The organism is Neobittarella massiliensis (ex Bilen et al. 2018), from assembly GCF_900289145.1.
Taxonomy (GTDB): domain Bacteria; phylum Bacillota; class Clostridia; order Oscillospirales; family Ruminococcaceae; genus Neobittarella; species Neobittarella massiliensis.
This window is the reverse complement of sequence record NZ_OKQO01000001.1, coordinates 1-21,847: the sequence shown is the minus strand read 5'-3', so window position 1 is coordinate 21,847 and position 21,847 is coordinate 1. Positions and strand designations below refer to the sequence as shown.

Annotated in this window: 22 protein-coding genes; 8 read left to right on the top strand and 14 right to left on the bottom strand. The window is 60.5% G+C overall.

Translation table 11 applies throughout. The features are described from left to right. Window positions 1-376: 376 nt before the first annotated feature. From C6Y32_RS15205 to C6Y32_RS00105, 3 genes are all read right to left on the bottom strand, one after another. On the bottom strand, window positions 377-2,509 hold the full coding sequence (locus tag C6Y32_RS15205; protein WP_164998044.1) for a competence/damage-inducible protein A: 2,133 nt from the start codon (window positions 2,507-2,509) through the stop codon (window positions 377-379). 25 nt (window positions 2,510-2,534) lie between these two features. Next, the gene (thiI, locus tag C6Y32_RS00110; RefSeq protein ID WP_105203134.1) at window positions 2,535-3,707 is read right to left on the bottom strand and encodes a tRNA uracil 4-sulfurtransferase ThiI; all 1,173 of its coding nucleotides are present in this window, start codon (window positions 3,705-3,707) and stop codon (window positions 2,535-2,537) included. A 99-nt stretch (window positions 3,708-3,806) separates the two neighbouring features. Next, window positions 3,807-4,940, bottom strand: coding sequence for a cysteine desulfurase family protein (locus C6Y32_RS00105; protein ID WP_105203133.1), 1,134 nt, complete (start codon window positions 4,938-4,940; stop codon window positions 3,807-3,809). Window positions 4,941-5,156: 216 nt separating this feature from the next. Here C6Y32_RS00105 and C6Y32_RS00100 point away from each other — a divergent pair, with 216 nt between their 5' ends. The 5 genes from C6Y32_RS00100 to C6Y32_RS00075 all read left to right on the top strand — a co-directional run bounded on the left by C6Y32_RS00100 (window position 5,157) and on the right by C6Y32_RS00075 (window position 9,752). Further along, window positions 5,157-5,657, top strand: a complete 501-nt coding sequence (locus tag C6Y32_RS00100) for a flavin reductase (protein WP_105203132.1) — start codon at window positions 5,157-5,159, stop codon at window positions 5,655-5,657. An 83-nt stretch (window positions 5,658-5,740) separates the two neighbouring features. Beyond that, window positions 5,741-6,319, top strand: coding sequence for a cyclase family protein (locus C6Y32_RS00095; protein ID WP_164998043.1), 579 nt, complete (start codon window positions 5,741-5,743; stop codon window positions 6,317-6,319). A 750-nt stretch (window positions 6,320-7,069) separates the two neighbouring features. Then, window positions 7,070-7,540, top strand: coding sequence for a DUF2975 domain-containing protein (locus C6Y32_RS00085; RefSeq protein ID WP_164998042.1), 471 nt, complete (start codon window positions 7,070-7,072; stop codon window positions 7,538-7,540). 43 nt (window positions 7,541-7,583) lie between these two features. Further along, complete coding sequence (locus C6Y32_RS00080) at window positions 7,584-7,826, top strand: helix-turn-helix domain-containing protein (protein ID WP_105203128.1); 243 nt, start codon at window positions 7,584-7,586, stop codon at window positions 7,824-7,826. A 387-nt stretch (window positions 7,827-8,213) separates the two neighbouring features. Further along, window positions 8,214-9,752: a DUF4153 domain-containing protein gene (locus tag C6Y32_RS00075; protein ID WP_164998041.1), complete on the top strand. Its 1,539-nt coding sequence runs from the start codon at window positions 8,214-8,216 to the stop codon at window positions 9,750-9,752. 387 nt (window positions 9,753-10,139) lie between these two features. Here C6Y32_RS00075 and hflX read toward each other — a convergent pair whose 3' ends face one another. The 3 genes from hflX to alr form a co-directional block, all read right to left on the bottom strand. Continuing rightward, the gene (gene hflX / locus C6Y32_RS00070; RefSeq protein WP_105203126.1) at window positions 10,140-11,390 is read right to left on the bottom strand and encodes a GTPase HflX; all 1,251 of its coding nucleotides are present in this window, start codon (window positions 11,388-11,390) and stop codon (window positions 10,140-10,142) included. A gap of 62 nt (window positions 11,391-11,452) precedes the next feature. Further along, window positions 11,453-12,661, bottom strand: coding sequence for a M20 metallopeptidase family protein (locus tag C6Y32_RS00065; RefSeq protein WP_105203125.1), 1,209 nt, complete (start codon window positions 12,659-12,661; stop codon window positions 11,453-11,455). A gap of 83 nt (window positions 12,662-12,744) precedes the next feature. Further along, entirely contained in the window at window positions 12,745-13,914 is a 1,170-nt protein-coding gene (alr, locus tag C6Y32_RS00060; protein ID WP_105203124.1) for an alanine racemase, read from the bottom strand. A 375-nt stretch (window positions 13,915-14,289) separates the two neighbouring features. Here alr and C6Y32_RS00055 point away from each other — a divergent pair, with 375 nt between their 5' ends. The 3 genes from C6Y32_RS00055 (at window position 14,290) to C6Y32_RS00045 (ending at window position 15,210) form a co-directional block, all read left to right on the top strand. Continuing rightward, window positions 14,290-14,646: a hypothetical protein gene (locus C6Y32_RS00055; RefSeq protein ID WP_105203123.1), complete on the top strand. Its 357-nt coding sequence runs from the start codon at window positions 14,290-14,292 to the stop codon at window positions 14,644-14,646. Further along, window positions 14,625-14,846 carry a hypothetical protein gene (locus C6Y32_RS00050; protein ID WP_105203122.1) on the top strand — a complete coding sequence of 74 codons (222 nt, stop codon included), beginning with the start codon at window positions 14,625-14,627 and terminating at the stop codon, window positions 14,844-14,846. The genes C6Y32_RS00055 and C6Y32_RS00050 overlap by 22 nt, the downstream gene beginning before the upstream one ends. Window positions 14,847-14,952: 106 nt before the next feature. Beyond that, window positions 14,953-15,210 carry a hypothetical protein gene (locus C6Y32_RS00045; protein ID WP_105203121.1) on the top strand — a complete coding sequence of 86 codons (258 nt, stop codon included), beginning with the start codon at window positions 14,953-14,955 and terminating at the stop codon, window positions 15,208-15,210. Between the two features lie 323 nt (window positions 15,211-15,533). On the opposite strand, the gene C6Y32_RS15700 is transcribed toward C6Y32_RS00045, so the two are convergent. The 8 genes from C6Y32_RS15700 to C6Y32_RS15200 form a co-directional block, all read right to left on the bottom strand. Beyond that, window positions 15,534-16,343, bottom strand: coding sequence for an RnfABCDGE type electron transport complex subunit B (locus tag C6Y32_RS15700; RefSeq protein WP_105203120.1), 810 nt, complete (start codon window positions 16,341-16,343; stop codon window positions 15,534-15,536). A 15-nt stretch (window positions 16,344-16,358) separates the two neighbouring features. Further along, a complete protein-coding gene (gene rsxA, locus C6Y32_RS00035) occupies window positions 16,359-16,949 on the bottom strand; it encodes an electron transport complex subunit RsxA (protein WP_105203119.1) in 591 nt (196 codons plus the stop codon). Continuing rightward, entirely contained in the window at window positions 16,950-17,687 is a 738-nt protein-coding gene (rsxE, locus tag C6Y32_RS00030; protein ID WP_105203118.1) for an electron transport complex subunit RsxE, read from the bottom strand. Next, entirely contained in the window at window positions 17,687-18,223 is a 537-nt protein-coding gene (locus C6Y32_RS00025) for an RnfABCDGE type electron transport complex subunit G (RefSeq protein ID WP_105203117.1), read from the bottom strand. Before C6Y32_RS00025 ends, rsxE begins: the two co-directional genes overlap by 1 nt. Then, window positions 18,220-19,188: an RnfABCDGE type electron transport complex subunit D gene (locus tag C6Y32_RS00020; protein ID WP_105203116.1), complete on the bottom strand. Its 969-nt coding sequence runs from the start codon at window positions 19,186-19,188 to the stop codon at window positions 18,220-18,222. The genes C6Y32_RS00025 and C6Y32_RS00020 overlap by 4 nt, the downstream gene beginning before the upstream one ends. 17 nt (window positions 19,189-19,205) lie before the next feature. Next, window positions 19,206-20,537 carry an electron transport complex subunit RsxC gene (rsxC, locus tag C6Y32_RS00015; RefSeq protein WP_105203115.1) on the bottom strand — a complete coding sequence of 444 codons (1,332 nt, stop codon included), beginning with the start codon at window positions 20,535-20,537 and terminating at the stop codon, window positions 19,206-19,208. 324 nt (window positions 20,538-20,861) lie between these two features. Then, window positions 20,862-21,053, bottom strand: a complete 192-nt coding sequence (locus C6Y32_RS00010; RefSeq protein WP_105203114.1) for a hypothetical protein — start codon at window positions 21,051-21,053, stop codon at window positions 20,862-20,864. Beyond that, on the bottom strand, window positions 21,040-21,847 hold an 808-nt coding region (locus C6Y32_RS15200), incomplete at its 5' end, for a DUF5011/hyalin repeat domain-containing protein (RefSeq protein ID WP_105203113.1). The genes C6Y32_RS00010 and C6Y32_RS15200, both read right to left, overlap by 14 nt.

The window sequence follows — 21,847 nt, the reverse complement described above, 5'->3', positions numbered from 1 at the left end:
CATTAGGCGCACGGCTAACACCTGCCGCGGTGCTGCGCATACAGCTCGAGAGCAGCTCGGGTGCGATGTTGGTGCCGTGCGGGGAAAACCATAAGAGGGATGTCAAAGCAAGGCGCGCGGGCATAGCCCGCAAGTCCGCCGCGACTGGGCACTCTCTTTTGAAAGCAGCGACTCACGTTTTACGATACCTGTATCACTGGAACCATTTAATACCGTCAGGCGCACGCCTGACTCCTATCGCAGGGCGAACAGTGCGACATGGGCGCGCTGTCCGCCCTGTGTCGAGAGCTTGCAAAGAGAGAGTGCCCAGAGCAAGGCGAGCAGGCAGAGCCTGTGCGTCCGTCGCGACTGGGCACCCTCTTTTGAAAGCAATCACTTATTTTTTATACAACACCGGCAGCACCGGATCGGGGTTTTTCTTGGCGGCGGAAGTATCGACTTTGTCCTCTTCCCCATCGCGCACCTGGCGGGCGACCACCACCAGCCGCTGGCCGTCGTAGTCGTACTCGCAGGTGGAGAGGGTGAGCAGCCGGTCGTCGAACTGGGCGTCTACCCCGGTATCGATGAGCGAGCGCGCCTTGAGCTCGGACACGAATTGGTCGTAGGCCTCGGCAGTGACGAAGTTGAGGCGGTTGTAGTAGTCGAACACCTCGCCCACAGAGGGGTCGGTGTTGGCGGTGAACACGGCAAAGATCTTATACACGCCTTCGCCGTAGACGGTATCCATGTAGATGAGCGGCGACTTTTTGTAAAAATCGAGATCTTTATATTTGGTGAGGTCGCCGAACATCTGGCTGTCTTTCATGTTGTGGCCGTACACCACCAGGTTCTCACCCCGGGCCTGCAGGTCGTTGCGGTAGTCGAAAAACAGCGTGCCGTAACGGCTGTAGTCGTCGTAGTAGTCGACCTTTAGGTAATAGCTGTTGTCGGAGTACTGGACGATGGGATAGTTGATCTGCGTTTGGGGGATGCGGAGGAAACCGGCGATATCCTGATTGTAGTAGTACAGCGACTTGAATTTGGGGAGGTACCCTTCGGGCAGTTGTACGTCTACATCTTTGCCGTCGGTATAGAGGCTGGAGAGACCGGACACCTGCTGCTTATTCTGCCAGCCCTCATAGAGGTACTGGCCCACCAGAGTAAGCGAGCCGATAAACACGCAAAGCGCCAGGTAAAACGCCACTGCGCGCAGCCCGTCGAGACGGCGCAGCCAGCGGTCGCCGGCGGTGAGTTTTTTGATATCCAGCGCGGTGTAGGCCGAGCAGTCGAGCCCGGCGGCGATGCGGCGGACCATATCGAAGGCGTGCAGGCTGGCCAGGTGGCGGATCTTGTCGCGGCTGGTGTTGCCGTTTTTCAGCTGCAGCTTTTGCACATAGACGGTTTTTTTGTAGGCCACACCGACGTAGACCAGCCCCTCAGGGTTGCCGTTTTCGTCGGCGCCGGGGCCGGCCACGCCGGTGACCCCCACGCCGATATCGGCCCGGCCGCGGCGCCGGGCGCCGACGGCCATGCGCGCGGCCACCTGCTCGCTGACCGCCCCGCCTTTAAAAAATTTTTTGCGGATGCCCAAAAGCGACCGCTTGGCCCACACCGCATAGGTGGCGGCCCCCAGGTCGAACACCTTGGAGGAGCCGGGCACCTGGGTGATGCGCTGGCTGATGAGGCCGCCGGTACAGGACTCGGCGGTAGAGATCTTGAGCCCTTTTTGGATGAGCAGCTCGACGGCGGTATGGTGCAGCCCGGAGGTATCCTGCCCGTAGACGTGATCGCCCAGACGGCGCTTTACCTCGTCGGCCAGCTGCTGGCACTGGGCTCTGGCCGCCTCTTCACTGGCGGCCTTGGCGGTGATGCGCAGCTCCACCTCCCCCTCTTTGGCGTAGAGGGCGGCGGTGGGGTTTTCCCCTGCCAGCAGGTCCTCGACCTGGGGTTCCAGCGCCGACTCGCCGATGCCGAACACCCGCAGAGTGGTGGAGTAGATAGTCTGGCCGGTGATGGCCTGCAAAAACGGCATCAGGTGCTCGTCGACCATGGGGCAGCACTCGGACGGGGGGCCGGGCAGCAGCACCACGTGCTGGTGGCCCTTACGGCTGGAGACCACGCAGCCCGGCGCCGAGCCGTGGTGGTTTAAAAACACCTTGCTGCCGGCGGGCACATAGGCCTGTTTTACGTTGTTGGGGGTCATTTGGCGGCAGGTGTTTTTGTAGTAGGTCTCGATGGCGTCCATGCTGGGCTGGTGCAGGATGAGCTCGAGGCCCAGCAGGTCGCAGACGGTCTCTTTGGTGAGGTCGTCTTTGGTGGGGCCCAGGCCGCCGGTGAGGATGACCAGCTCGCTGCGGCGCAGGGCGGTGGTCAGCGTCTCTTTTAGGCGGTCGGGGTTGTCGCCCACTACGCTCTGGTAGTACATGTCGATGCCCAGCTTGGCCAGCTGCCTGGAGATGTACTGGGCGTTGGTGTTGAGTATGTCGCCGAGTAGCAACTCGGTGCCCACACAGATGAGCTCTGCTCTCAAGATCGTCCCCTCCTCGCCTTAGCGGCTACTGTAAGATGACCACCGATTTGGCCGCCCCGGCCACCGCGGCCTCTACCAGCTCGTCGACGGCCAGCTTCTCCTCCTCTTTTAACACGTATTCCAGCACCGGCCTGGTCTTGGGGTGGCGGGGGGTGAACACGGTGCAGCAGTCCTCATAGGGGAGGATGGAGGTCTCGAAGGTATCGATCTTCTGGGCGATGTCGACGATCTCGGATTTGTCCATGCCGATGAGCGGCCTGAATACCGGCAGCTCGCTGGCGGCATCGGTGCAGCCGATGGCCCGCACCGTTTGGCTGGCCACCTGGGCCAGGCTCTCGCCGGTAATCAGCGCCTCGCACCCGTTTTGGGCGGCCAGGCGGCTGGCGATCTTCATCATCATGCGGCGCATGATGATGGTAAAATACTCCTCGCGGCAGTGGGCCTTTATCTTTTCCTGAATGTCGGTAAAGGGGACGATGAACATCTCGCAGGTGTTAGCGTACTCGGTGAGCTTTTGCCCCAGCGCCACCACCTTTAAGCGGGCGCGCTCGCTGGTGTAGGGGGGGCTTTCGAAGTGGATGTAGCACAGCTGCATGCCCCGCTTGGCCATCATGTAGCCGGCCACCGGCGAGTCGATCCCACCTGAGAGCAGCAGCGCGCCGTGGCCGCTGGAGCCCACCGGCATGCCGCCGGCCCCCTTTTTTGCCCCGGCGTGGACATAGGCGCCGAAGTCGCGCACCTCGACGAACACCCGCACCTCGGGGTCATGCAGGTCAACTTTTAAGTGGGGGTAGTGCTCCAGCAAAATGCCGCCCAGCTCGGCGCAGATCTGGGGGGTGTTCATGGGAAAAGACTTGTCGGAGCGGCGGGCCTCGACCCGAAACGTCTTGGCAAAGGGCAGGATATCCTGCACGTAATCGAGCACCTTTTGGGTGATGTCGGCAAAGTCCTTCTCGGCCACTACCGCCCGGGCGATGGTGGAGATGCCAAACACGTGGGAGAGGCGCTCTTCGCAGCGGTCGAGATCCACTTCTTCCAGGGGTTGGACGTAGACGGTGGACTGGGCTTTGCGCACCTCGAACCGGCCCAGTTTTTTGATGCGATGCCGCACGTTTTTGAGCAGCACTCCTTCAAAGTTATTTTTGTTGAGACCTTTGAGGGCGATCTCGCCGTATTTTAAGAGCAGTATCTCGTTCAACTTAACACATTCCTATCTGTTTAACTTGGGTGCCCAGCCGGCGTGGCGGCCGGCCGGGGACCGGGGTATTTGGGTGGCCTTGAGGGGAGCGGGGCGCTGTCAGCGCCGGGACAGGGTAGCCTGCGCCTGGCAGATGCCCTGATAGAGACAGTCGATCTCGCGCTCGTCGGTGTAGGCGCTAAAGCTTATGCGCAGGGCGCTGTCGGCGCGGGCGAGGTCCATACCGGTGCTGCGCAGCACATGGCTGGGGCCGCCTTTGGCACAGGCTGAGCCGCTGGAGACATAGATCCCCTGCTCGGCCAAGAAGTGGAGCAAAGTCTCGCTGCGGATGCCCAGTACCGATAAATTTACGATATAGGGCAGGCCGTCGGCGGGGGAATTGACGGCGACCTCGCTGTTTTGGGCGCACAGGCCGAGCAGCTTGTCGCGCAGGGCGGTGGCGTGGGCGGTATTTTGCACCCGGCCCTGGTCGGCTATTTGCGCGGCCTGGGCCAGAGCCGCCGCATAGGCGACGTTCTCGGTGCCCGGGCGCAGCCGCTTTTGCTGCTGCCCGCCGCGGATGATGGGCTTGAGGTGTACCCCTTTTTTGATATACAGAGCGCCGATGCCTTTGGGGGCGTGTATCTTATGGCCGGTGACGGTGAGCATATCCACCCCCAGGCTGTGCACCGACAGCGGCAATTTGCCAAAGCCCTGTACTGCATCGCAGTGGACGAGGACCTGGGGATTTTTGCGCTTGATCTGGGCGGCGAGGGCTTTGATGGGCAGGATGGTACCCAGCTCGTTATTGACCAGCATGAGGCTGACCAAACCGGTGTTTTCGTCTACCGCGCCGAGCACGGCGGCCGGGTCGATATGGCCGGTGATGTCGGGGGCGACAAAGGTGGCCTGCGCCCCTTTTTCGGCCAAGAACTGCACCGGCTCGATCACCGACGAGTGCTCGAAAGCGGTGGTGACGATGCCGGTGGCCCGGCGGCGGCACAGCTCATAACCGCTGTAGACGGCCCAGTTGTTGGCCTCGGTGCCGCCGGAGGTGAAGTAGACCTCGCTGCTGTCGCAGCCCAGCACTTGAGCCAGATCGCGGCGGGCCCCCTCTAAAATGAGCTCGGCCTCCAGCCCTTTTTTGTGCAGTGAGGAAGGATTTCCGTACTGCTGGGTGAGGACTTTATACACGGTATCGGCCACCTGGGGCAATACCCGGGTGGTGGCGCTGTTGTCGAGATAACATTCCATGGTGTCACTCCTAGATTGCGGCCCCACGCACAGCGGGGCACGATTGATAATTAGTATACTATATTCCCGGTCAATGCGCAATGCGACTGCGGGGGCGGCGCTGTACAGAGAGGAGAAGATCTGATATACTGTGTGCGAGATAATTTTACCGGCGACCGTGTCGCCCGACACCACCGGCGCCCGATGGGCGCCTTTTTTACAAGGGAGGGACCGAATATGCCTTTTACAACTATACAGCCCGGCGAGATCGGCGATTGTATCGACCGTATCGGCCGCCAGTGGATGCTGATCACCGCCGGTGATGAGCAGCGCTTTAACACCATGACCGCCTCGTGGGGCGGGATGGGCACACTGTTTAATAAGCCGGTGGCCACCATCTACGTGCGGCCCCAGCGCTACACCTACCAGTTTACCGAGCAGCAGGACACCTTTTCGCTGTGCTTTTTTGACCCCTGCTACCGCGACGCACTGACGCTGTGCGGGACCAAGTCGGGGCGGGACATCGATAAGCCGCGCGCCTGCGGGCTCGACCCGATCTTTGACACAGCCCCCTATTTTGAGCAGGCCCAGCTGGTGGTACTGTGCCGCAAGCTTTACTACACCGACATGGGGGACGGTGTTTTTGTAGACAAGAGCGTAGAGGCAGCCAACTATCCGGAAAAGGACTATCACCGGCTGTATATCGGCGAGATCGAGAAGGTGTACCGCCACCTGTAGGCGGCACGGTACAGGTCTTAGCCACCACATATTATACTTATTGTAATATTTAAAAATACATATCGTATATAGGAGGGATCGCTTTGAGACTGATCGATATCTCGCATGAGCTGTTGTCGGCGCCGCTGTACCCCGGTGACCCGCCGGCCGAGGTGGAAAAGACGCTGAGCCGCGACCGGGGAGACGACTGTAACTGTACCAAACTGAGCACCTCGGTACATAAGGGGACCCACACCGATGCCCCCTGCCACTTTACCGACCTGCCGGTGGCGATCGCCGACATGCCGCTGGAGCACTATTTTGGCGACTGCCTGCTGGTGGACTACGACGGCGAGACGGTGGATGACAATTGGCTGCGGGCGCTGGATATGCAGGGCTGCCGTATACTGATCGTGCGGGGCGGGGCGTTTTTCAGCGCCAATGCCGGGGCCATTTTAAGAGAGAAAGGCGTGATCACCCTGGGGACCGACGCCTTATCGGTGGGACCGGTGGGCGGTGAAAAGCCGCCGCACCAGAGCATCTTGGCCGAGAAGATCGCCATCATCGAGACACTGAATCTGGATGGTGTGGCGCCGGGCAGGTACTTTTTGAGCGCGCCGCCGGTCAAGATCGCCGGCAGCGACGGCGCCCCGGTGCGGGCGGTACTGATCGAGTGGTCGTGAGCTGCCGTCCATGCCTGGACCTGTGTAAATCATATATGATCGCCCAAAGGGCCCTGACGCGTACATGCGTCGGGGCCCTTTTTTAGGGAGATACGAGAGCTTGTTTGGGATGGCGCTTTGGCAGAGACTACCTGGGGCGTGATGCAGCCCCAAAAGGAGCTGTATGAAATCCTGGGGCGTGAAAGAGAGCGTTGAGGACCTGCTTTCGAGGACCCCCGCACACGCTGGGAGTGGGGCTGTGCGGGATCGCTCGGAACGGCAGTTTTTTAAACCGCGCCGCCGAGCAGGGCGGTCTCCCCCTCCACTGGGTGGGCGGCGGGAACTGCTGGGTTAATAGGATGGACAGTACTGCCGACAAGATCTTGACTGCCCATAGGGAGATAGCCGGCCAACAGCTGTTTACAAAAGCAGGAGAGCCGTAGACGGCGCGCCCGAATTTGAAAGAGCGACCGGAGCGGGAGAGCCGCCGATGGCGTGGAGACTATGCCGTGCGTGGAGCCGGAGCCACACGCGGTATTACCTTCCGAGCATTTGGGCGCCGTGCATGGTGCCATCGCCTGGATGACGCTTTTATTGGGACCGCACGTGTGATCACATTATATGTCTTTAAGGCTATCTATCGTTATTCCATGTATATTTATTGTTTATCGATAAAAAATACTTGCAAATCAATATTTCACATGTTATAGTACTGGTAGATGAGAGCCGCTGATGACAATACTTGCACGGCGTAAAACAAGGAGGAACGATATGACTGGACATGAGGATGGCCGCGGGTGGACCAGCACCCGGTCGATGCAGCTGTCGCTGGTGGCGGTGCGCAGCTTTTTGGTGCTGCTGGCGCTGGCAGCAGCCAGCGCCCCATTTTGGGTAAAGTGGTATGTGCAGCTGCGGGAATTTGGCCCGCAGCTGCATACCGCGCTGCTGGTGGCGCTGTACTGCTGTTGCCCTCCGGGCTTTTACCTGCTGCTGTGCCTGGACCGACTGCTACAAAATCTGCTGGCCGGACAGGTGTTCATCCACCACAACGTGCAGCTGTTACGGCGGATATCGTGGTGCTGCTATCTGGCGGCGGCTATAACCTTGGCCGCCAGCTTTTGGTACCTGCCGTTTTTGGTGATCGCTGCTGCCGCGGGCTTTATGGGCCTGGTACTGCGGGTGGTCAAAAACGTATTTGACCAGGCCATTTATCTGCAGACCGAAGTAGACTACACGATCTGAGCGCCAAGCTGCCCACCGGGCAGGCTTTTAGGGGGAGGATACCATGCCCATAGTCGTAAACCTGGACGTAATGATGGCCAGGCGCAAAATATCTGCCGGTGAGTTGGCCCAGCGGGTGGGTATTACACCGGCCAACCTGTCGATCTTAAAAAATAACCGGGCCAAAGCTATACGCTTTTCTACGCTGGAGGCTATTTGTCAGGCCCTGGACTGCCAGCCGGCCGATATTTTGGAGTACCGGCAGGAGCCCGGAGACGGTGATGGCCAGGCGTCACCGGGCCAGTAAAAACAACTATTTATATAAACAGATCATATATATACAGATCGTATAAATCGAGCCTTTGATGAAAAGGAGGGTAAAAAAGTGAACAGCAAATATACGGGGGGCCAAGGACCCTCTACCGCTGGCGCGCCCAAAATGCAAAAAGCGCCGCCGTGTACCGCGGGCCGAGAGGCTCACACCCGGGACCAGCTAACCGGCAGCGCGCCGGGTGCGCCACTATTTAAAGGACAGCCCACCCCCGCCGCAGGGACGCCTACAGCTGCCAGCGCAGCAGGCGGCGGATGCGGCACCGGATCGGCCATTTGGGGTGCGTCGACGGCTGGGACAAACGGCGGCGGTTGTATTCCGTCTTCCCCGCCTGCAGTCCGGGCAGGCAAAAAGCCGCTGCCGGTGGGCAGGGGTGACCGGGGACTGGCCATTTGCTGCCTGGTGATAGGCTACCTGTTCGTGTGGCTGATGGACCCGCTGCAGCCGGGGCTGGGCGCGGCGGTGTGGACGCTCTGCTTTTTGACCGTCACCGCGGTGTACGCCAAGCTGAGCGGACTGCGGCTGGGCACCGAGGGGCTCTTATACATGATGGCCACCGGCTTTTTGGCGCTGGGGCTGGCCATACATGACGACCTGCTGTTAAAACCGCTGCAGCTGCTTTTGTGTGCTGCGCTGGCGGTGTATTGGGTGTGCTGTATCACCGGTGCGCGTTTGGGTGGCGCCGCCAGTGGCTATCTGGCCGCCGACTGTCTGCAGGGCGGGCTGCTCACCCCCTTTAAAACCCTGTTTGACCTGCCGCAAGTACTGCTGCGCAGCCGCGGCCAAAACACCAGCGAGCGCCATACCGGGCTAGGCCTTTTACTGGGCGGGGCGCTGGCGATACCGGTGCTGGCGGTGGTGGCCCTGCTGCTGGCCCGAGCCGACCACAACTTTTATGAACTGACGCGCAAGCTGGCTTTTGGCTTTTCGGAACAGGTGGCGACGGTATTTTGGCGGCTGGTGTTTACTTTGCCGGTAGCGCTGTACCTGTTTGGCCTTTTGTATGGCAGTGTGCGCCGAATACGCCGTCAGAGCCTGACGGCCAGCGGTGTGCGCCAAGTACAAATGGACTGCCAGGCACTGCCGACCAGCACCTTTTATGTGGTACTGGGCGGACTAAACGGTCTATACCTGCTGTTTTTTGCCGCCCGCGCGGGGGTCTTGAACGGCAAGGCGACGCTGACGGCGGCGTTTTGGGGACAGCTGCCGACGGGATACTCTTACGCCACCTATGCCCGGGAAGGTTTTTTTGAGCTGTGTGCAGTGGCGGCCATCGATCTGCTGGTGACGGTGGGCTGCTACCTGTTCTGCCGGCGAAAAGACGGCAGGCTGCCGGTAACGGTGCGGATACTGGTGGCGCTGATGGCGGTGCAGACGCTGTTTTTGATCGTCACCGCCTTTTCTAAAATGAAGCTGTACATGGACCGCTACGGCCTGACCCCGAGGCGGCTGTACACCTGCTGGGCCATAGGCCTGTTGGCGATACTGTTTTTGCTGATACTGGCCGGTCAAGTGGTGTTGTGGGGGCGGCAGTTGCGGCTTTGGCCGCTGTGCCTGGCGGCGGTGGCGCTGGGACTGTGTCTGCTGCTGTTTGGCGACGTGCGGGGCATCGTGGCCCAAAATACGGTAAACCGGTACTTGGCTGCCGACCGGGAGCTAGAAGTGCAGGTGCTGACCGACTGCGGCAGCGCCGGTGTGCTGGCAGCCTATGCGGGCAGTACCGAGACCCGGCGGTCAGACAAGCGGCAGCAGCTACAGCTGTTTGTGTGGCAGAGCCAGCTGCGGGAAGTAACGGTGCAGAATGCCGACTGGCAGCTGCTGACTGCCCACCGCTGCCGGCAGCAGATAGACCCCACTGCGCTATCCCGTGACTTGCTGGCCGAGACGGCAGATAGCAGGTGACAGGCAAACACAAGGCGGGACTTATTTTGCGAGTGGAGGCTGTACCGCGCTGCAGTAAACGCCGCCGCTGGTACGGTGGGAGGAACTTTTTTTAGCAGTCGCCCGAGACCAGCTGGCCGGGCAGGCAAAAGGTGCGGGAAATAGCGGCCGGTATAGAGCACAGCACACAGCATACTGCACACAGTGCACAGCGCACAGCGTATAGACACCGACAGCGGCACCCGCTTATAGGGGGCCATCCCACCGCCCAAAGAGAAACTGTCGGGCGCAAGGTGGCCGGCCGCAACTGTGTGTACCACACGGCTGGCGACCCTGCCCGAAGGACAGATAAAAAAGAGAGAGACCCGACAGGTCTCTCTTTTTTGCTGCACGCATCTTTCGCAGCGTCTATTTTTGATAGGGGGCAAACAGGTGGGCGTGCTCTTGCCGGCAGCGGCCGGTGATATGCACCCCATCGGCGGTGTAGTCGAGGCTGGTGATCTGCCCGTGGTCGCGCAGTACGGTCTCGAGCTGGCCCTGCGAGAAAGGCAGCACCACATCGATGGGCAGATAGTTCCGTCGCAGGATGTCGGCGATACGGGCGCACAGCTGCTCCAGGCCAAAACCGGTCTTGGCGCTGACCGCCACGTATTTATCCCGCTGTACACCGGCGGGAATGCGCTGCATACATTCAGTATTATCACATTTGTTAAATACAGTTAGTATTTCTGTGTCGCCGATATCCAGCTCATCCAAAGTGGTCTTGGTGGTCGCCATCTGCAGGAGCAGCTGGTCGGACTGGACATCGCACACCTGCAGGATGAGATCGGCATAGGCGCTCTCGCGCAGGGTGGACTGAAAGGCCTTGACCAGGTGGTGGGGCAGCCGCGAGACAAAGCCCACCGTGTCCACCAGCAGGATGGTGGTGCCATCCGGCAGCGCCAGCTTGCGGGCGGTGGGATCGAGGGTGGCAAACAGCTTGTTTTCCACCAGCACCTGGGCGCCGGTAAGACGGTTGAGCAGGGTGGATTTGCCCACGTTGGTGTAGCCGACGATGGCCACCGTGGGGATACCGGTCTTGAGCCGGTTTTTGCGGGTCAGCTCGCGGTGGTTCTCGATCTTTTTCAGGTCGCTCTGCAAAAACTGGATGCGCCGCTGGATGTGACGGCGGTCGCTCTCGAGCTTGGATTCACCGGGTCCGCGGGTGCCGATACCGCCGCCCAGGCGGCTCATTGCCTTACCGGCGCCCATTAGGCGGGGCAGCCGGTAGCGGTGCTGTGCCAGCTCCACCTGTACCTCGCCCTCACGGGTCTTGGCGCGCATGGCAAAGATATCCATTATGAGCATGGTGCGATCGACAGGGGCCAGACCGGTCAGCTCCTCGATGTTGCGGATCTGCACGGGCGACAGCTCATCGTCGAAGAGCAGGATATCGATCTGCTCGTTTTCGATGAGTTGCCGTATCTCCTCGAGCTTTCCTTTGCCCACAAAGGTGGCGTTGTCGGCCCCCTCTTTGCGCTGTACCACCTTGAGCACCATATCGATGCCGGCGGTGTCGGCCAGATCGCTCAGCTCGCAAAGCGAGTTCTCCACGTCGTATTCGCCGCTGTCGAGCGCTACGGCCAGAGCTCGGGGGCGTTTTTGCTGTGTCTCGTACAAGGGGCGTCCCTCTCGTTTCTGTATGACGGGCGCCCATCCGCTTTGAGGGTGGGGCGCAGTGATTAGTTTTGGGGCTTAAAGTCGTGTAAAAAGTTGGCCGCATACTGGCAGGTGGCCTCTACGCCCATCTGCAGACAGTCCTGATCCACCTCGAAATGGGGGTTGTGGTGCTCGGCGGTCATACCTTTATCCTCGTTGCGGCAGCCCAAAAAGGCGAAGATGCCCGGGCAGTGGCGGCAGTAGACGGCAAAGGGCTCTGAGCCGTACCAGGGCTCGGTATCGGCCAGCCCCTCTTTGCCAAACAGCGGCAAAAAGCACGCGGTGGCAAAGGCCGAGGTCTCGGGGGCGGTGGTGGCGATGTTGCGGCTGACCTCGCAGTCGGTCACCTCGGCGGTGCAGCCGTAGAGGCGGGCCGTGTCTTTACACACGCGGATGAGCGTATCCATGGCCTGCTTACCGGCCTCATAATCGAAGTAGCGCATCGAGCCGGCAAACTCACAGCAGTCGGGGATGATGTTGGCCTTGGTACCGGCGTGGATACTGCCGATGCTGAGGGTGACGATCTTGGTGATATCGCGCTGGGATATCCAGGCGTTTGAGAGGTTTTGGATCATGTTGGCGGCGGCCATGATAGGGCTGCGGCACAAATCGGGCCGGGAGCCGTGGCCGCCCTGACCGTTTACCCGAATGGCAAAGCCGCCAAAGCCGGACATGCGCTGACCGGGGGTGACGCAGATCTTACCGGTCGCAAGTTTGGCGTAGACATGAATGGCCCAGGCGCAGTCGAGGTGGATATCGGCAAAGTACTGCTCCATAATATCGGCCACGCCACCGGTCTCCTCGGCCTCTTCAAACACAAAGTACAGTTTGCCCACCAGCTTCTCTCTCATACCGCACAAAGCGCGCACTGCACCCAGCAAGATGGCGGTGTGGGCGTCGTGGCCACAGGTGTGGGCAGCGCCGGAGACCTGGGCCACGCACTGCTTGGGTCCCTTGTCGTTTTGCGGGGCCTCGTCCATGGGCAGTGCATCCATATCAGCGCGCAAGAGCAGGGTATTGCCGGGGCGGCCGGTGTCCAGTAGAGCGATCACCGAGTAGTTTCCGACGATCTCAAACGGCACGCCCAACTCGCGCAGCTGCTGCTGTACCAGCGCACTGGTATTTTTGGTGTGCATGCTGAGCTCGGGATTTTGGTGTAACTGGGTAAATGTCTGCTTGACAAAGGGCAGCTGCTCATCGGCTGCCCGGCGCACCATCTGCGTATCGAGCACGGTAAAGACCTCCTTGATGGCGGGGCGCGGCGGCCCTGCCTGCTTTCTGCCGCAGCGCGAGCTGTTGGGGCAGGTGTGTTTTGTCAGTGCTCGCTCTCGAGCAGGTAGTCGAGCACCTCGACCATTTTGCCCTGCCGGTAGTAGAGCCGCTGCACCCGCCGGCCGAGGATGCACAGCAGCTCGTAGTTGATGGTGGAACACAGGGCGGCCACATCCTCGACAGTGACGCCGTCGGACTCGTCGCCGAAGAGCACCACCTCCTGCCCGGGCGAGACGCCCAGACCGGTGACATCGACCATCATCTGGTCCATGCACACCCGGCCGATAATGCGCGCGCGGCGGCCGCCGATACCCACCCAACCGCGATTAGAGAGCTGGCGGGGGTATCCGTCGGCGTAGCCCACGGCGATGGTGGCCACCTGGGTGGGGGCTTTGGTCTGATAGGTGTTGCCGTAGCTGACAAAGCTGCCGGCGGGCAGTGTTTTGACCATGCTGACAACACTTTTGAGCTTCATGGCCCGGCGCAGCTGGATCTTATCGCCGGCGCAGGGCCAGTGGCCGTAGAGGATGAGGCCGGGGCGCACCAAATCCAGGTGGCACTGGGGGTAAAATACGGTGCCGGCGCTGTTGCAGCAGTGCCGCAGTGAAAAGTGCACGCCCCGCTCCTCCAGCTCGGCGATAACGCCCATAAACCGCTGGTACTGGGCGTGGGTGTAGGCAATCCCCTCGGGGCTAAAGTCATCAGCCGAGGTGAAATGGGTGAAGATGCCCTCGATATCGAGGCCGGACAGCGCCGCCACAGCGGCGATCTCGGCGGCGGAGTCGGTGCCGAAAAAGCCCAGACGGCCCATGCCGCTGTCGACTTTGATGTGCACCTTGACACTGGCCCCCAGCGCGGTGAGCGCCCGGCTGAGCGAGCGGGCATAGTCGGGGCAGTAGACCGTTTGGGTGATGCCGTACTGCACCAGTTTGTCGGCAAAATCGAGCGGGGTGAAACCCAGCACCAAAATGGGGTCTTTTACCCCACATTCGCGCAGCGAAATGGCCTCGTTAATGGCCGACACGGCAAAAGCATCGGCCCCGGCAGCCTTGAGCACGGCAGCTGTTTGGCGGTCGCCGTGGCCGTAGGCGTCGGCCTTGACTACCGCCATCATCTTGCAGCCGGGGTCCAGCAGGGCCTTGATCTGGCGGGCGTTGTGTTCGATGGCGTCCAGGTCGATCTCGGCCCAGGTGCGCCTGAATGGCTCTCTCATGGAAGATCATCTCCATCTATATCGGCAAAAATAGTTGCGTACAGCAAACTGTATGTGCCGGCGAATGCGAAAAGTCGCCGGGCGGGCACCGGACGGTAGCGCCGTCTGCCCTATTTTCTTATTATAGTATATCCCGCCAGCGGGCACAAGCGGCAAGCCGCACTGCGCTTGGCGGCGCTGTGTGCCGGCAGTATGCTGCAGGCAGAGTAAACGGGGCCGTTCCGGCTGGGCCGTCGAGCGTATAGAGGGTGGGAGTCGAGTGCGCGAAAGATGGATACCACTTTTGACGGCACTGCCCAGCTGCTTGCTGCCAGGCGGGTGTACGGCCAAAAAGGAGCGGCGGCCGGCGCTGATCAATGAAAAAAGGCGGGACCTATGATCAGCGCTTACCTGCAGCAGCACTGCGGTGGCGGACAGGCAGGCTCGCTGACCCGCCTGGATCGGTACAAGAGAGGCGGGCCGATCCCCTACCCGTCCACTCGCGGCAGCGGCTGGGCGAAGGCACCCGAGCAGAACGCTGACGGGCGCAGTTTTACGGTGCTGGTGAACATGCTGGAGCACCTTCTTTTAGACGATGCCCGCTGGAACCTGCTGCGGCAGGGCTTTGTAGAGCGCGGTGCCAACCTAGCGCCGGGGCGGAACCGTACTGCCGGTACGCCGACGCCAGCGGGCCGGGCAGCGATACCTTTCTGGGCTTTTGCGAGCCCGAGGTGCGCACCGCCGAGCAGCTGACGGCCAGCGGCAACTACCGGATCAAGGTGGCGATAAAGTGCGGGTACGGGCAGCTGCCGCCAGACGATATCGATCTGAGCGACTTCTTCCCTACCGGTGTTCACCGCGGCAGGCAGGCGGTGGTGACGCTGTACCGGCAGGAGCACTTTATGGGGGCGCCGCTGTTGAGTTACTGGGGCTACACGACCGAAGAACAGTAGCGGGCTTACCGGCTGGAGGAGCTGTACAGCGTTACCTCCTGCGGCCGGTACGACATGTCCCAGACCGTGGCCCAGACCGGAGATCGACCGCCTGTGCTACGCACAGGTGCAGATAGCGGGCAGGGAGCCGGCGTGGGATGCCGGGCAGGCAGCGCTGCAGCAGCGCGAACAGCCGGCCCCAGCTGAAGTGACTGCCGACCTTTGCGGAGGTGCAGTGTGGCACGTCACCGGCGACACAGCAACGGCGATCGACTGCCCAGAGCAAGATGGGCTTGGTGAGGAGGTACCGCAGGTAGCGGTGTACTGCAATTTTTCCCCGGAGGATCTGGGACGGGAGATCTTGGTGGCCAGCCGCAAGCTATGACAGCTGGCGGGTAGAGATGGAAAATGTCCTGTGCTGCCGGATGCTCTGCCGCACAGCGGGCAGCACTACATTAGGCTTTTACGAGAGCCGCGGCAGGACCCGCCGGAGAGCGGTGGGGACAGCAAGAACGGTGGGGGCGATGGAAACAGTGCGCCAGAAGGTTTTGACAGGCCAGGCGAGGCGCCGGCGGGCGACACCTGTTTGGGGCCGGCGGCATGAGCGGTATATGGCCGCTGAACATTTAAAAAGAGACCGCAAAAAGAGCGCCGCTCCCCGGTGTGGGGGAGCGGCGCTCTCACTATGCCGTGATCCGGCCCGAGGCTCTACACCTCTACTTTTTGCAGAATGTGACTGATGGCGTGGGTGGGGCATTCTTTGATACACTTACCGCAGTTGATACAGGTATCCTGGTCTACTACCGCCAAATTCTGATCCATATGAATGGCCTCGACCGGACAGGCCTTGGCACATTTTTGACAGCCGATACAGCCGATGGTACAGCCTTTGCGGGTGATACCGCCCTTGTCGTGGTTTTGGCACAGCACAAAGGCGGTAGGTTTCTCGGCGTCGACCAGCTTGATGACCGACTTGGGGCAGTTGTTCACACAGGCGCCGCAGCCGGTACAGAGCGCCTGATCCACTACCGCCACCCCATTTTGAATGGAGATAGCGCCGAACATGCAGCTCTCGACACAGTCGCCAAAGCCCATACAGCCGTAGGGGCACACCGCGCGGCCGGCAAAAAATTTGTCACAGGCCTTGCAGCTCTCGATACCGCTGTAATCCATCTTGTCCCAGGTGTTGTCGTAGCTGCCCTGACAGGCCACTACCGCCACCTTTTTGGCCACTGCACCGGCCGCCTTGCCGGTGATGGCAGCGATGTCGTCTGCCGTTTGTGCGCCGCCGGGCACACACAGGTTGCCCTCGGCTTCGCCGGCGGCCACCGCCTTGGCGTAGTCGTCACAGCCGGCATAGCCACAGGCGCCGCAGTTGGCGCCGGGCAGCACTTCGCGGATCTTTTCGGCCCGCTCGTCGGATTTGACTTCCATCAGCTTGGAGAACACCACCAGCACGATGGCGCAGGCCAGGCCCAGGCCGGTAACGACCCAGACGCCGTTTAATAAGGTCACCATCTGTTTGTCCTCCCGTTACTTAAACATGTTCTCGGCCAGGCCCGCAAAGCCCATAAAGGACAGCGAGACCAGCGAGGCCGCCACCAACGTGATGGGCAGGCCCTGGAACGATTTGGGGATATCGCAGCTCTCGAGCTTGCGGCGCACGCCGGCAAACAGCACCAGCGCCACCATAAAGCCGATACCCGCGCCGATGCCGTTGACCACCGCCTGGATGAAGGTGTACTGGCTCTCGATGTTGAGCAGCGTGACGCCCAGCACGGCACAGTTGGTGGTGATGAGCGGCAGGTAGATGCCCAGCGCCCGGTGCAGGGCCGGCAGGTACTTTTTCATAATGGTCTCGACCAGCTGGACCAGCGCGGCAATGATGAGGATGAACACGATGGTGCCCATGTAGTCGAGTTTTAAGGGGGTGAGCAGGTAGGTCTGTATGGGCCAGGTGGCCGCCGAGGCCAGCCCCATGACAAAGATAACGGCACCGCTCATGCCCAGAGCGGAATCCATTTTTTTAGATACGCCCAAAAACGGGCAGCAGCCCAGGAATTTGGAGAGCACGAAGTTGTCTACCAAAATGGCGCTGACTAGAATCGTAAAGATCTCTTTCATTTACTTGTCCTCCCCTTTTTCGACGTGGGGATGGTCGTTTTGCGGGGCCTCGGCATCGGCGCCCTCGGCGTGCTGTGCACAGCCGGCACAACCGGCGCAGCCCCCTGCGCAACCGGCCGTGCTCACGGCGGGCTTACCGCGCTTGCGGTCGCTCAGCCAGTTGGCCAGTGCCATGAGACAGCCAAAGACGAAAAAGCCGCCGGGGGCCATTTTGAGGATGCCCATAGGGGTGATGGCATCGGCGGTGAGGACGATGCCCATCCAGGTGCCGCTGCCGATGATCTCGCGGATGGAGGCCATGATGAACAGCACCACCGTAAAGCCCAGGCCCATGCCCACCCCGTCGAGCACCGACTCGATCGGGCCGTGCTTGGAGGCGAACATCTCGGCCCGGCCGAGGATGATACAGTTGACCACGATAAGCGGTAAAAAGATGCCCAGCGCGCTGTCTATATCGGGGAAAAAGGCCTTGATGAACAGCTGGACGATGGTGACGAAACCGGCGATGATGGTGATATAGGCCGGGATGCGCACCTGTTTGGGAATAAAGTTGCGCAGCAGCGAGATGACCAGGTTGGAGCAGATGAGCACCACTGTGGCCGAGAGGCCCATGCCGATGCCATTAACAGCCAGGGTGGTGACTGCCAGCGTGGGGCAGGTGCCCAGCACCAGCCGCAGCACCGGGTTTTCTTTGAGCAGGCCATTGGTGAGGTACTGCAGTTTGCCTTGTTTTTTCATTATGCTCCCTCCCCTATGAGTTTTTGGGCGGCGATGGCATTTTGTACGCTGGTCTTGACCGAGGTGGAGGAGACTGTGGCGCCAGCCAGTGTGTTGACGCCGCTGATATCGCCCTGCAGGCCGCTGAACTGGCCGTAAAAGCTCTCTTCCTCCACCCGCTTGCCGACGCCGGGAGTCTCGGAGTTGTCCAGGATCTTGATACGGGTGATGGCACCGCCGGCGTCAAAGCCCACCATGATGGGCAGTTCGCCGCCGTAGCCCTTGGACTGGACGTTTATGACCATGCCGCCGTTGTCGGCGACCGCCGCTTCGGTGACGCCCAGGTCACTGAGCTCCTGGGTGAGCTCGACCACGGTAAACTTGTCGGCATCTGGCAGAACCTCCTGCCGGCCGGCATTGTTGACCGCATCGAGGTTGGCCTGGATCTTGGCGCTGGTCACCATGTTGGTGGCCCCCAGTGCCAGCGAGACCACGATACAGATGATGGTCAGTGACAAGACGGGCCAGATGATCTGTTTGAATATGCTGTTTTTCATGCCGCCTTCCCTCCAAATACCTTGTTTTTGGTGAGCCGGTCGATCTGCGGAGAGAGGATATTCATCAAAATGATGGCGTAAGACACACCTTCGTTGCCGGTACTGTAGAGGCGGATGAGCACCGTGAGCAGTCCGCAGCCGATGCCGAAGATGAGCTTGCCTTTACCCGACATGGGGCTGGTGGAATAGTCGGAGGCCATGAAGATGGCACCCAACATAACGCCGCCCGACAACAGCTGCTGCACGGGGTTGGCGTCCATCACTGCCGTCAGGGCAAACACGGTGCCCAAAAAGCTGAGCGGGATGATGGGGTTGAGCACCCCGCGGATGACCAGGTAGATGCCGCCGATGATCAGCGCCAGCGCACAGGTCTCGCCCAGCACGCCGGGCTGGATGCCCAGGAACATATCGGAGTTGGCGGGCAGTTTTTCCCAGGTGTTGTTTTGAAACATGGTCTTCATGGTGCCCAGGGGGGTGGCCGACGCCATCGACTGTACCCCCACCTTATAGAAAAAGGCATTGGGGTAGGCGGTCATGGCCTCGGTAAACGAGAGCGCCAGCACGATACGGCCGCCGATAGCCGGGTTGACAAAGTTTTGACCCAGGCCGCCAAACAGCTGTTTGACGATGACGATGGAGACAAAGCTGCCGATGATGGCCATCCAGATAGGCAGGGTGGCCGGCAGGTTAAAAGCCAGCAGGATGCCGGTGATGACGGCGGAAAAATCGCCCACCGTATTCTGCTTTTTCATGACCAGGTCCCAGATGTACTCAAAGCCCACGCAGGAGACCACACACACGGCGATGAGCACCAGCGCCTTGCTGCCAAAGAGGATGCCCGAGGCGATGATGGCAGGGATCAGGGCGATGACCACGTCGCGCATCACCGAGGCGGTGGTGCGGCGGTCGCGCAGATGGGGCGATGAGGAGACGACGAGACGGTTTGCGCTGTTGACTGTATTCACGTTTTAGCTCCCCTCTTTTACTGTTTTTTGGCCGCCGCAGCCCGCAGGGTGGCTTTGGCCTCCCGCATGGACTGGGTGACCAGGCGCTTGGACGGGCAGATATATGAGCAGCAGCCGCACTCCATACAGGCATTGACCTGTAACCTGGTGAGCTCGGCGATGTCTTTGACCTTGTTGGCCTCGTAGATCTGGGGCGGCATGAGGCCCATGGGGCAGACCGAGGCACAGCGGCCGCACTTCATGCAGGCCAGTACCCGCTGCTGGCCCGCCGCGTCGGCGCTGAAAAACAGCAGCCCATTGGTGTTTTTGGCCACCGGGTAACTATCGGCGTACACACAGGTGCCCATCATGGGGCCGCCCAGCAGGATCTTGGCCGGGTCTTTGTCGCAGCCGCCGCAGGCCTCGGCCACATCGGCGATCGCTGTGCCGATAGGCACCAGCCAGTTGCCGGGGTTCTTGACGCAGTCGCCGTCGACGGTGACCCGCTTTGCGACCAGCGGCATACCGGTGCGCAGATACCTGGCGATAAAAGAGGTGCTGGTGATGTTGAGCACCACCACCCCCACATCGGCCGGCAGCTTGCCCATGGGCACCCGGCGGCCGGTGATCTCGCTGATGATGACCTTCTCGGCCCCCTGCGGATAGCGGGTGGCCAGCTCTTTGATCTCGATGCCGTCGAGGCCCTGCACCTTTTCTTTTAAAATGGCGATGGCCTCGGGCTTGTTTTTCTCGATGCCGATGTAGCAGTGCTGCAGGTTCAAGTATTTTTTGACCAGCTGTACCCCCTCGATCACCGTGTCGGGGCTCTCGAGACACTCGCGGTAGTCGCTGGTGAGGTAGGGCTCGCACTCGGCGCCGTTAATGATCAGGGTATCGACCTGGTCGAGATTTTTGGGGCTGAGCTTAATCCAGGTGGGAAAACCGGCCCCACCCAGGCCCACCAGGCCCGACTGTTTGACGGCGGCAATAAAGCTCTCGAAATCGTGCACATCGGGGGGGGTCACCGACTCGTCGAGGGTCTGAAGCTTGTCCGCTGCGATGACCACCGCCTTACAGCGCGCCGAGGTGGGCATGATAAAGTCTTCGATCGCCTTGACTTTACCGGATACGCTGGCGTGGATGGGGGCGGTCATAAATCCCTCTCCCAGACCGATAACGGTGCCCACCGCCACCGTGTCGCCCACCTTGACGGTGGGCTGGCACGGCGCGCCGATGTGCTGGGCCATGGGGATGCGCACGGTATCGGGGATGGGCAGCTGCTCGGTGGCACAGTCCCTGGTATTTTTAAAGTGCCCCGGGGTGACGCCGCCCCGCGTTCTTTTAAAGGTGTTCTTTCCAAAAGAAAACACTGTTAACTCCTCCTGTGTAGCTCGGATAATCCACCGCCGAAAAGTGGGCCAGGCGGCGGCCGGTCACCGCGCGGGACGGGGCAAAAAAGCTGTCCCGTCCCACTTTTTTGGGGCCAGCAGCCCCAATTTACAATGTATTATTATAGCACCGAATATTTTTTATGTACACAGATTTGTTGTCGAATTGGTGATTGAGCCAAAAAGCGGCGGTATTCCTGCACATTCTATTGCGATTGTACGATCTTATGAGACGGATGCTGTCAAAATTTTCACAGAAAAAAGGCGGCTCAAGCCGCCTTTTTACCTGTTTTAATTATAGTTTTTCTATAGCTTTCCATCGCCGTGCGGGTCTTGACGTTCCTTTTTAGCGCTGTGAGAGAGGATGAGCACCCCCATGATGATAGCCGCTGCCAGAGCAAACAGCATGGGCGCATCCAGCCCACAGCCGGAACAGGCCCACAGCACACCGCCGATCAGCGCGGCGGCGGTGAAAAACAGCAGATCACACAGTTTCATGATCTCCTCCTTGTCTTTTGCAGCGGCTAAAAAATTTTAGCCAGCCGGCGCGCAGCAACGTGTAGGTTATGGTGGCCAATGTGGCCAGCAGCGCCAGCCAGTGCAAAACACAGCCGCCCACGGCGCTGCCGGTGTTGGGCTGTGAGATAGGGGTGTTTTCCAGCCCACCGCCATCGGCGCCGGTACTTTCGGGAGCCACCGGGTCTATATCTACCTGGGGCATGCGCAGCGCGTAGTGCAGGGTGATGGTGACGCGGTTGCCGGCGGTATCCTCGACCGTATAGCGGATGTCGTAGGCGCCGACTTTTTGGGTGTCTATCCCCTGTTTAGTGATGTCTTTGCCGTCTTTATCGAAGATATACAGACCGATGACCTGCAGCTTTTTACTGCTTTGGCCGGAGAGGATGCGAAAGCGCTGCTGCATGATAGACAGGGCCGTTTCGCGGTCTATGCTGCCATCGTACAGCGCCGGGTCTCTGCGGATGACTTCGGTGGCCCAGTCCTCGTAATAGGCGTGGTTCTTGCCTGTTTTAGGGTCTTTTTTCACGGTGGGCTCGGCCAGCGGCTTATCCGGGTCGATAGGCGGGCCAACGATCGGGTCGACATAGTCGGGGTAGACCACCACCGGCGGGGCGTTGGGATCGGTGAGGATATCGGTGAGATACAAGGTGGTCGTGTTGCCGTCGGCATCGGTGACTTTATACACCACGGTAAAGCTGCCGGCTGTGGTGGTATCGGCCCCGGCGGCAGTGACGTCTTTGCCATCCTGCATGATCTTCAGTTCGCCGGTCATA

What these genes read in the sequence shown, in the direction of transcription:
- C6Y32_RS00100 (WP_105203132.1), top strand. Translation starts at nt 5,157, where the DNA reads ATGCCTTTTACAACTATACAGCCCGGCGAGATCGGCGATTGTATCGAC.
- C6Y32_RS00085 (WP_164998042.1), top strand. Translation starts at nt 7,070, where the DNA reads ATGACTGGACATGAGGATGGCCGCGGGTGGACCAGCACCCGGTCGATG.
- rsxA (WP_105203119.1), bottom strand. Translation starts at nt 16,949, where the DNA reads ATGAAAGAGATCTTTACGATTCTAGTCAGCGCCATTTTGGTAGACAAC.
- alr (WP_105203124.1), bottom strand. Translation starts at nt 13,914, where the DNA reads ATGAGAGAGCCATTCAGGCGCACCTGGGCCGAGATCGACCTGGACGCC.
- C6Y32_RS00025 (WP_105203117.1), bottom strand. Translation starts at nt 18,223, where the DNA reads ATGAAAAACAGCATATTCAAACAGATCATCTGGCCCGTCTTGTCACTG.
- C6Y32_RS00010 (WP_105203114.1), bottom strand. Translation starts at nt 21,053, where the DNA reads ATGAAACTGTGTGATCTGCTGTTTTTCACCGCCGCCGCGCTGATCGGC.
- rsxE (WP_105203118.1), bottom strand. Translation starts at nt 17,687, where the DNA reads ATGAAAAAACAAGGCAAACTGCAGTACCTCACCAATGGCCTGCTCAAA.
- C6Y32_RS00105 (WP_105203133.1), bottom strand. Translation starts at nt 4,940, where the DNA reads ATGGAATGTTATCTCGACAACAGCGCCACCACCCGGGTATTGCCCCAG.
- C6Y32_RS00080 (WP_105203128.1), top strand. Translation starts at nt 7,584, where the DNA reads ATGCCCATAGTCGTAAACCTGGACGTAATGATGGCCAGGCGCAAAATA.
- C6Y32_RS00055 (WP_105203123.1), top strand. Translation starts at nt 14,290, where the DNA reads ATGATCAGCGCTTACCTGCAGCAGCACTGCGGTGGCGGACAGGCAGGC.
- C6Y32_RS15700 (WP_105203120.1), bottom strand. Translation starts at nt 16,343, where the DNA reads ATGGTGACCTTATTAAACGGCGTCTGGGTCGTTACCGGCCTGGGCCTG.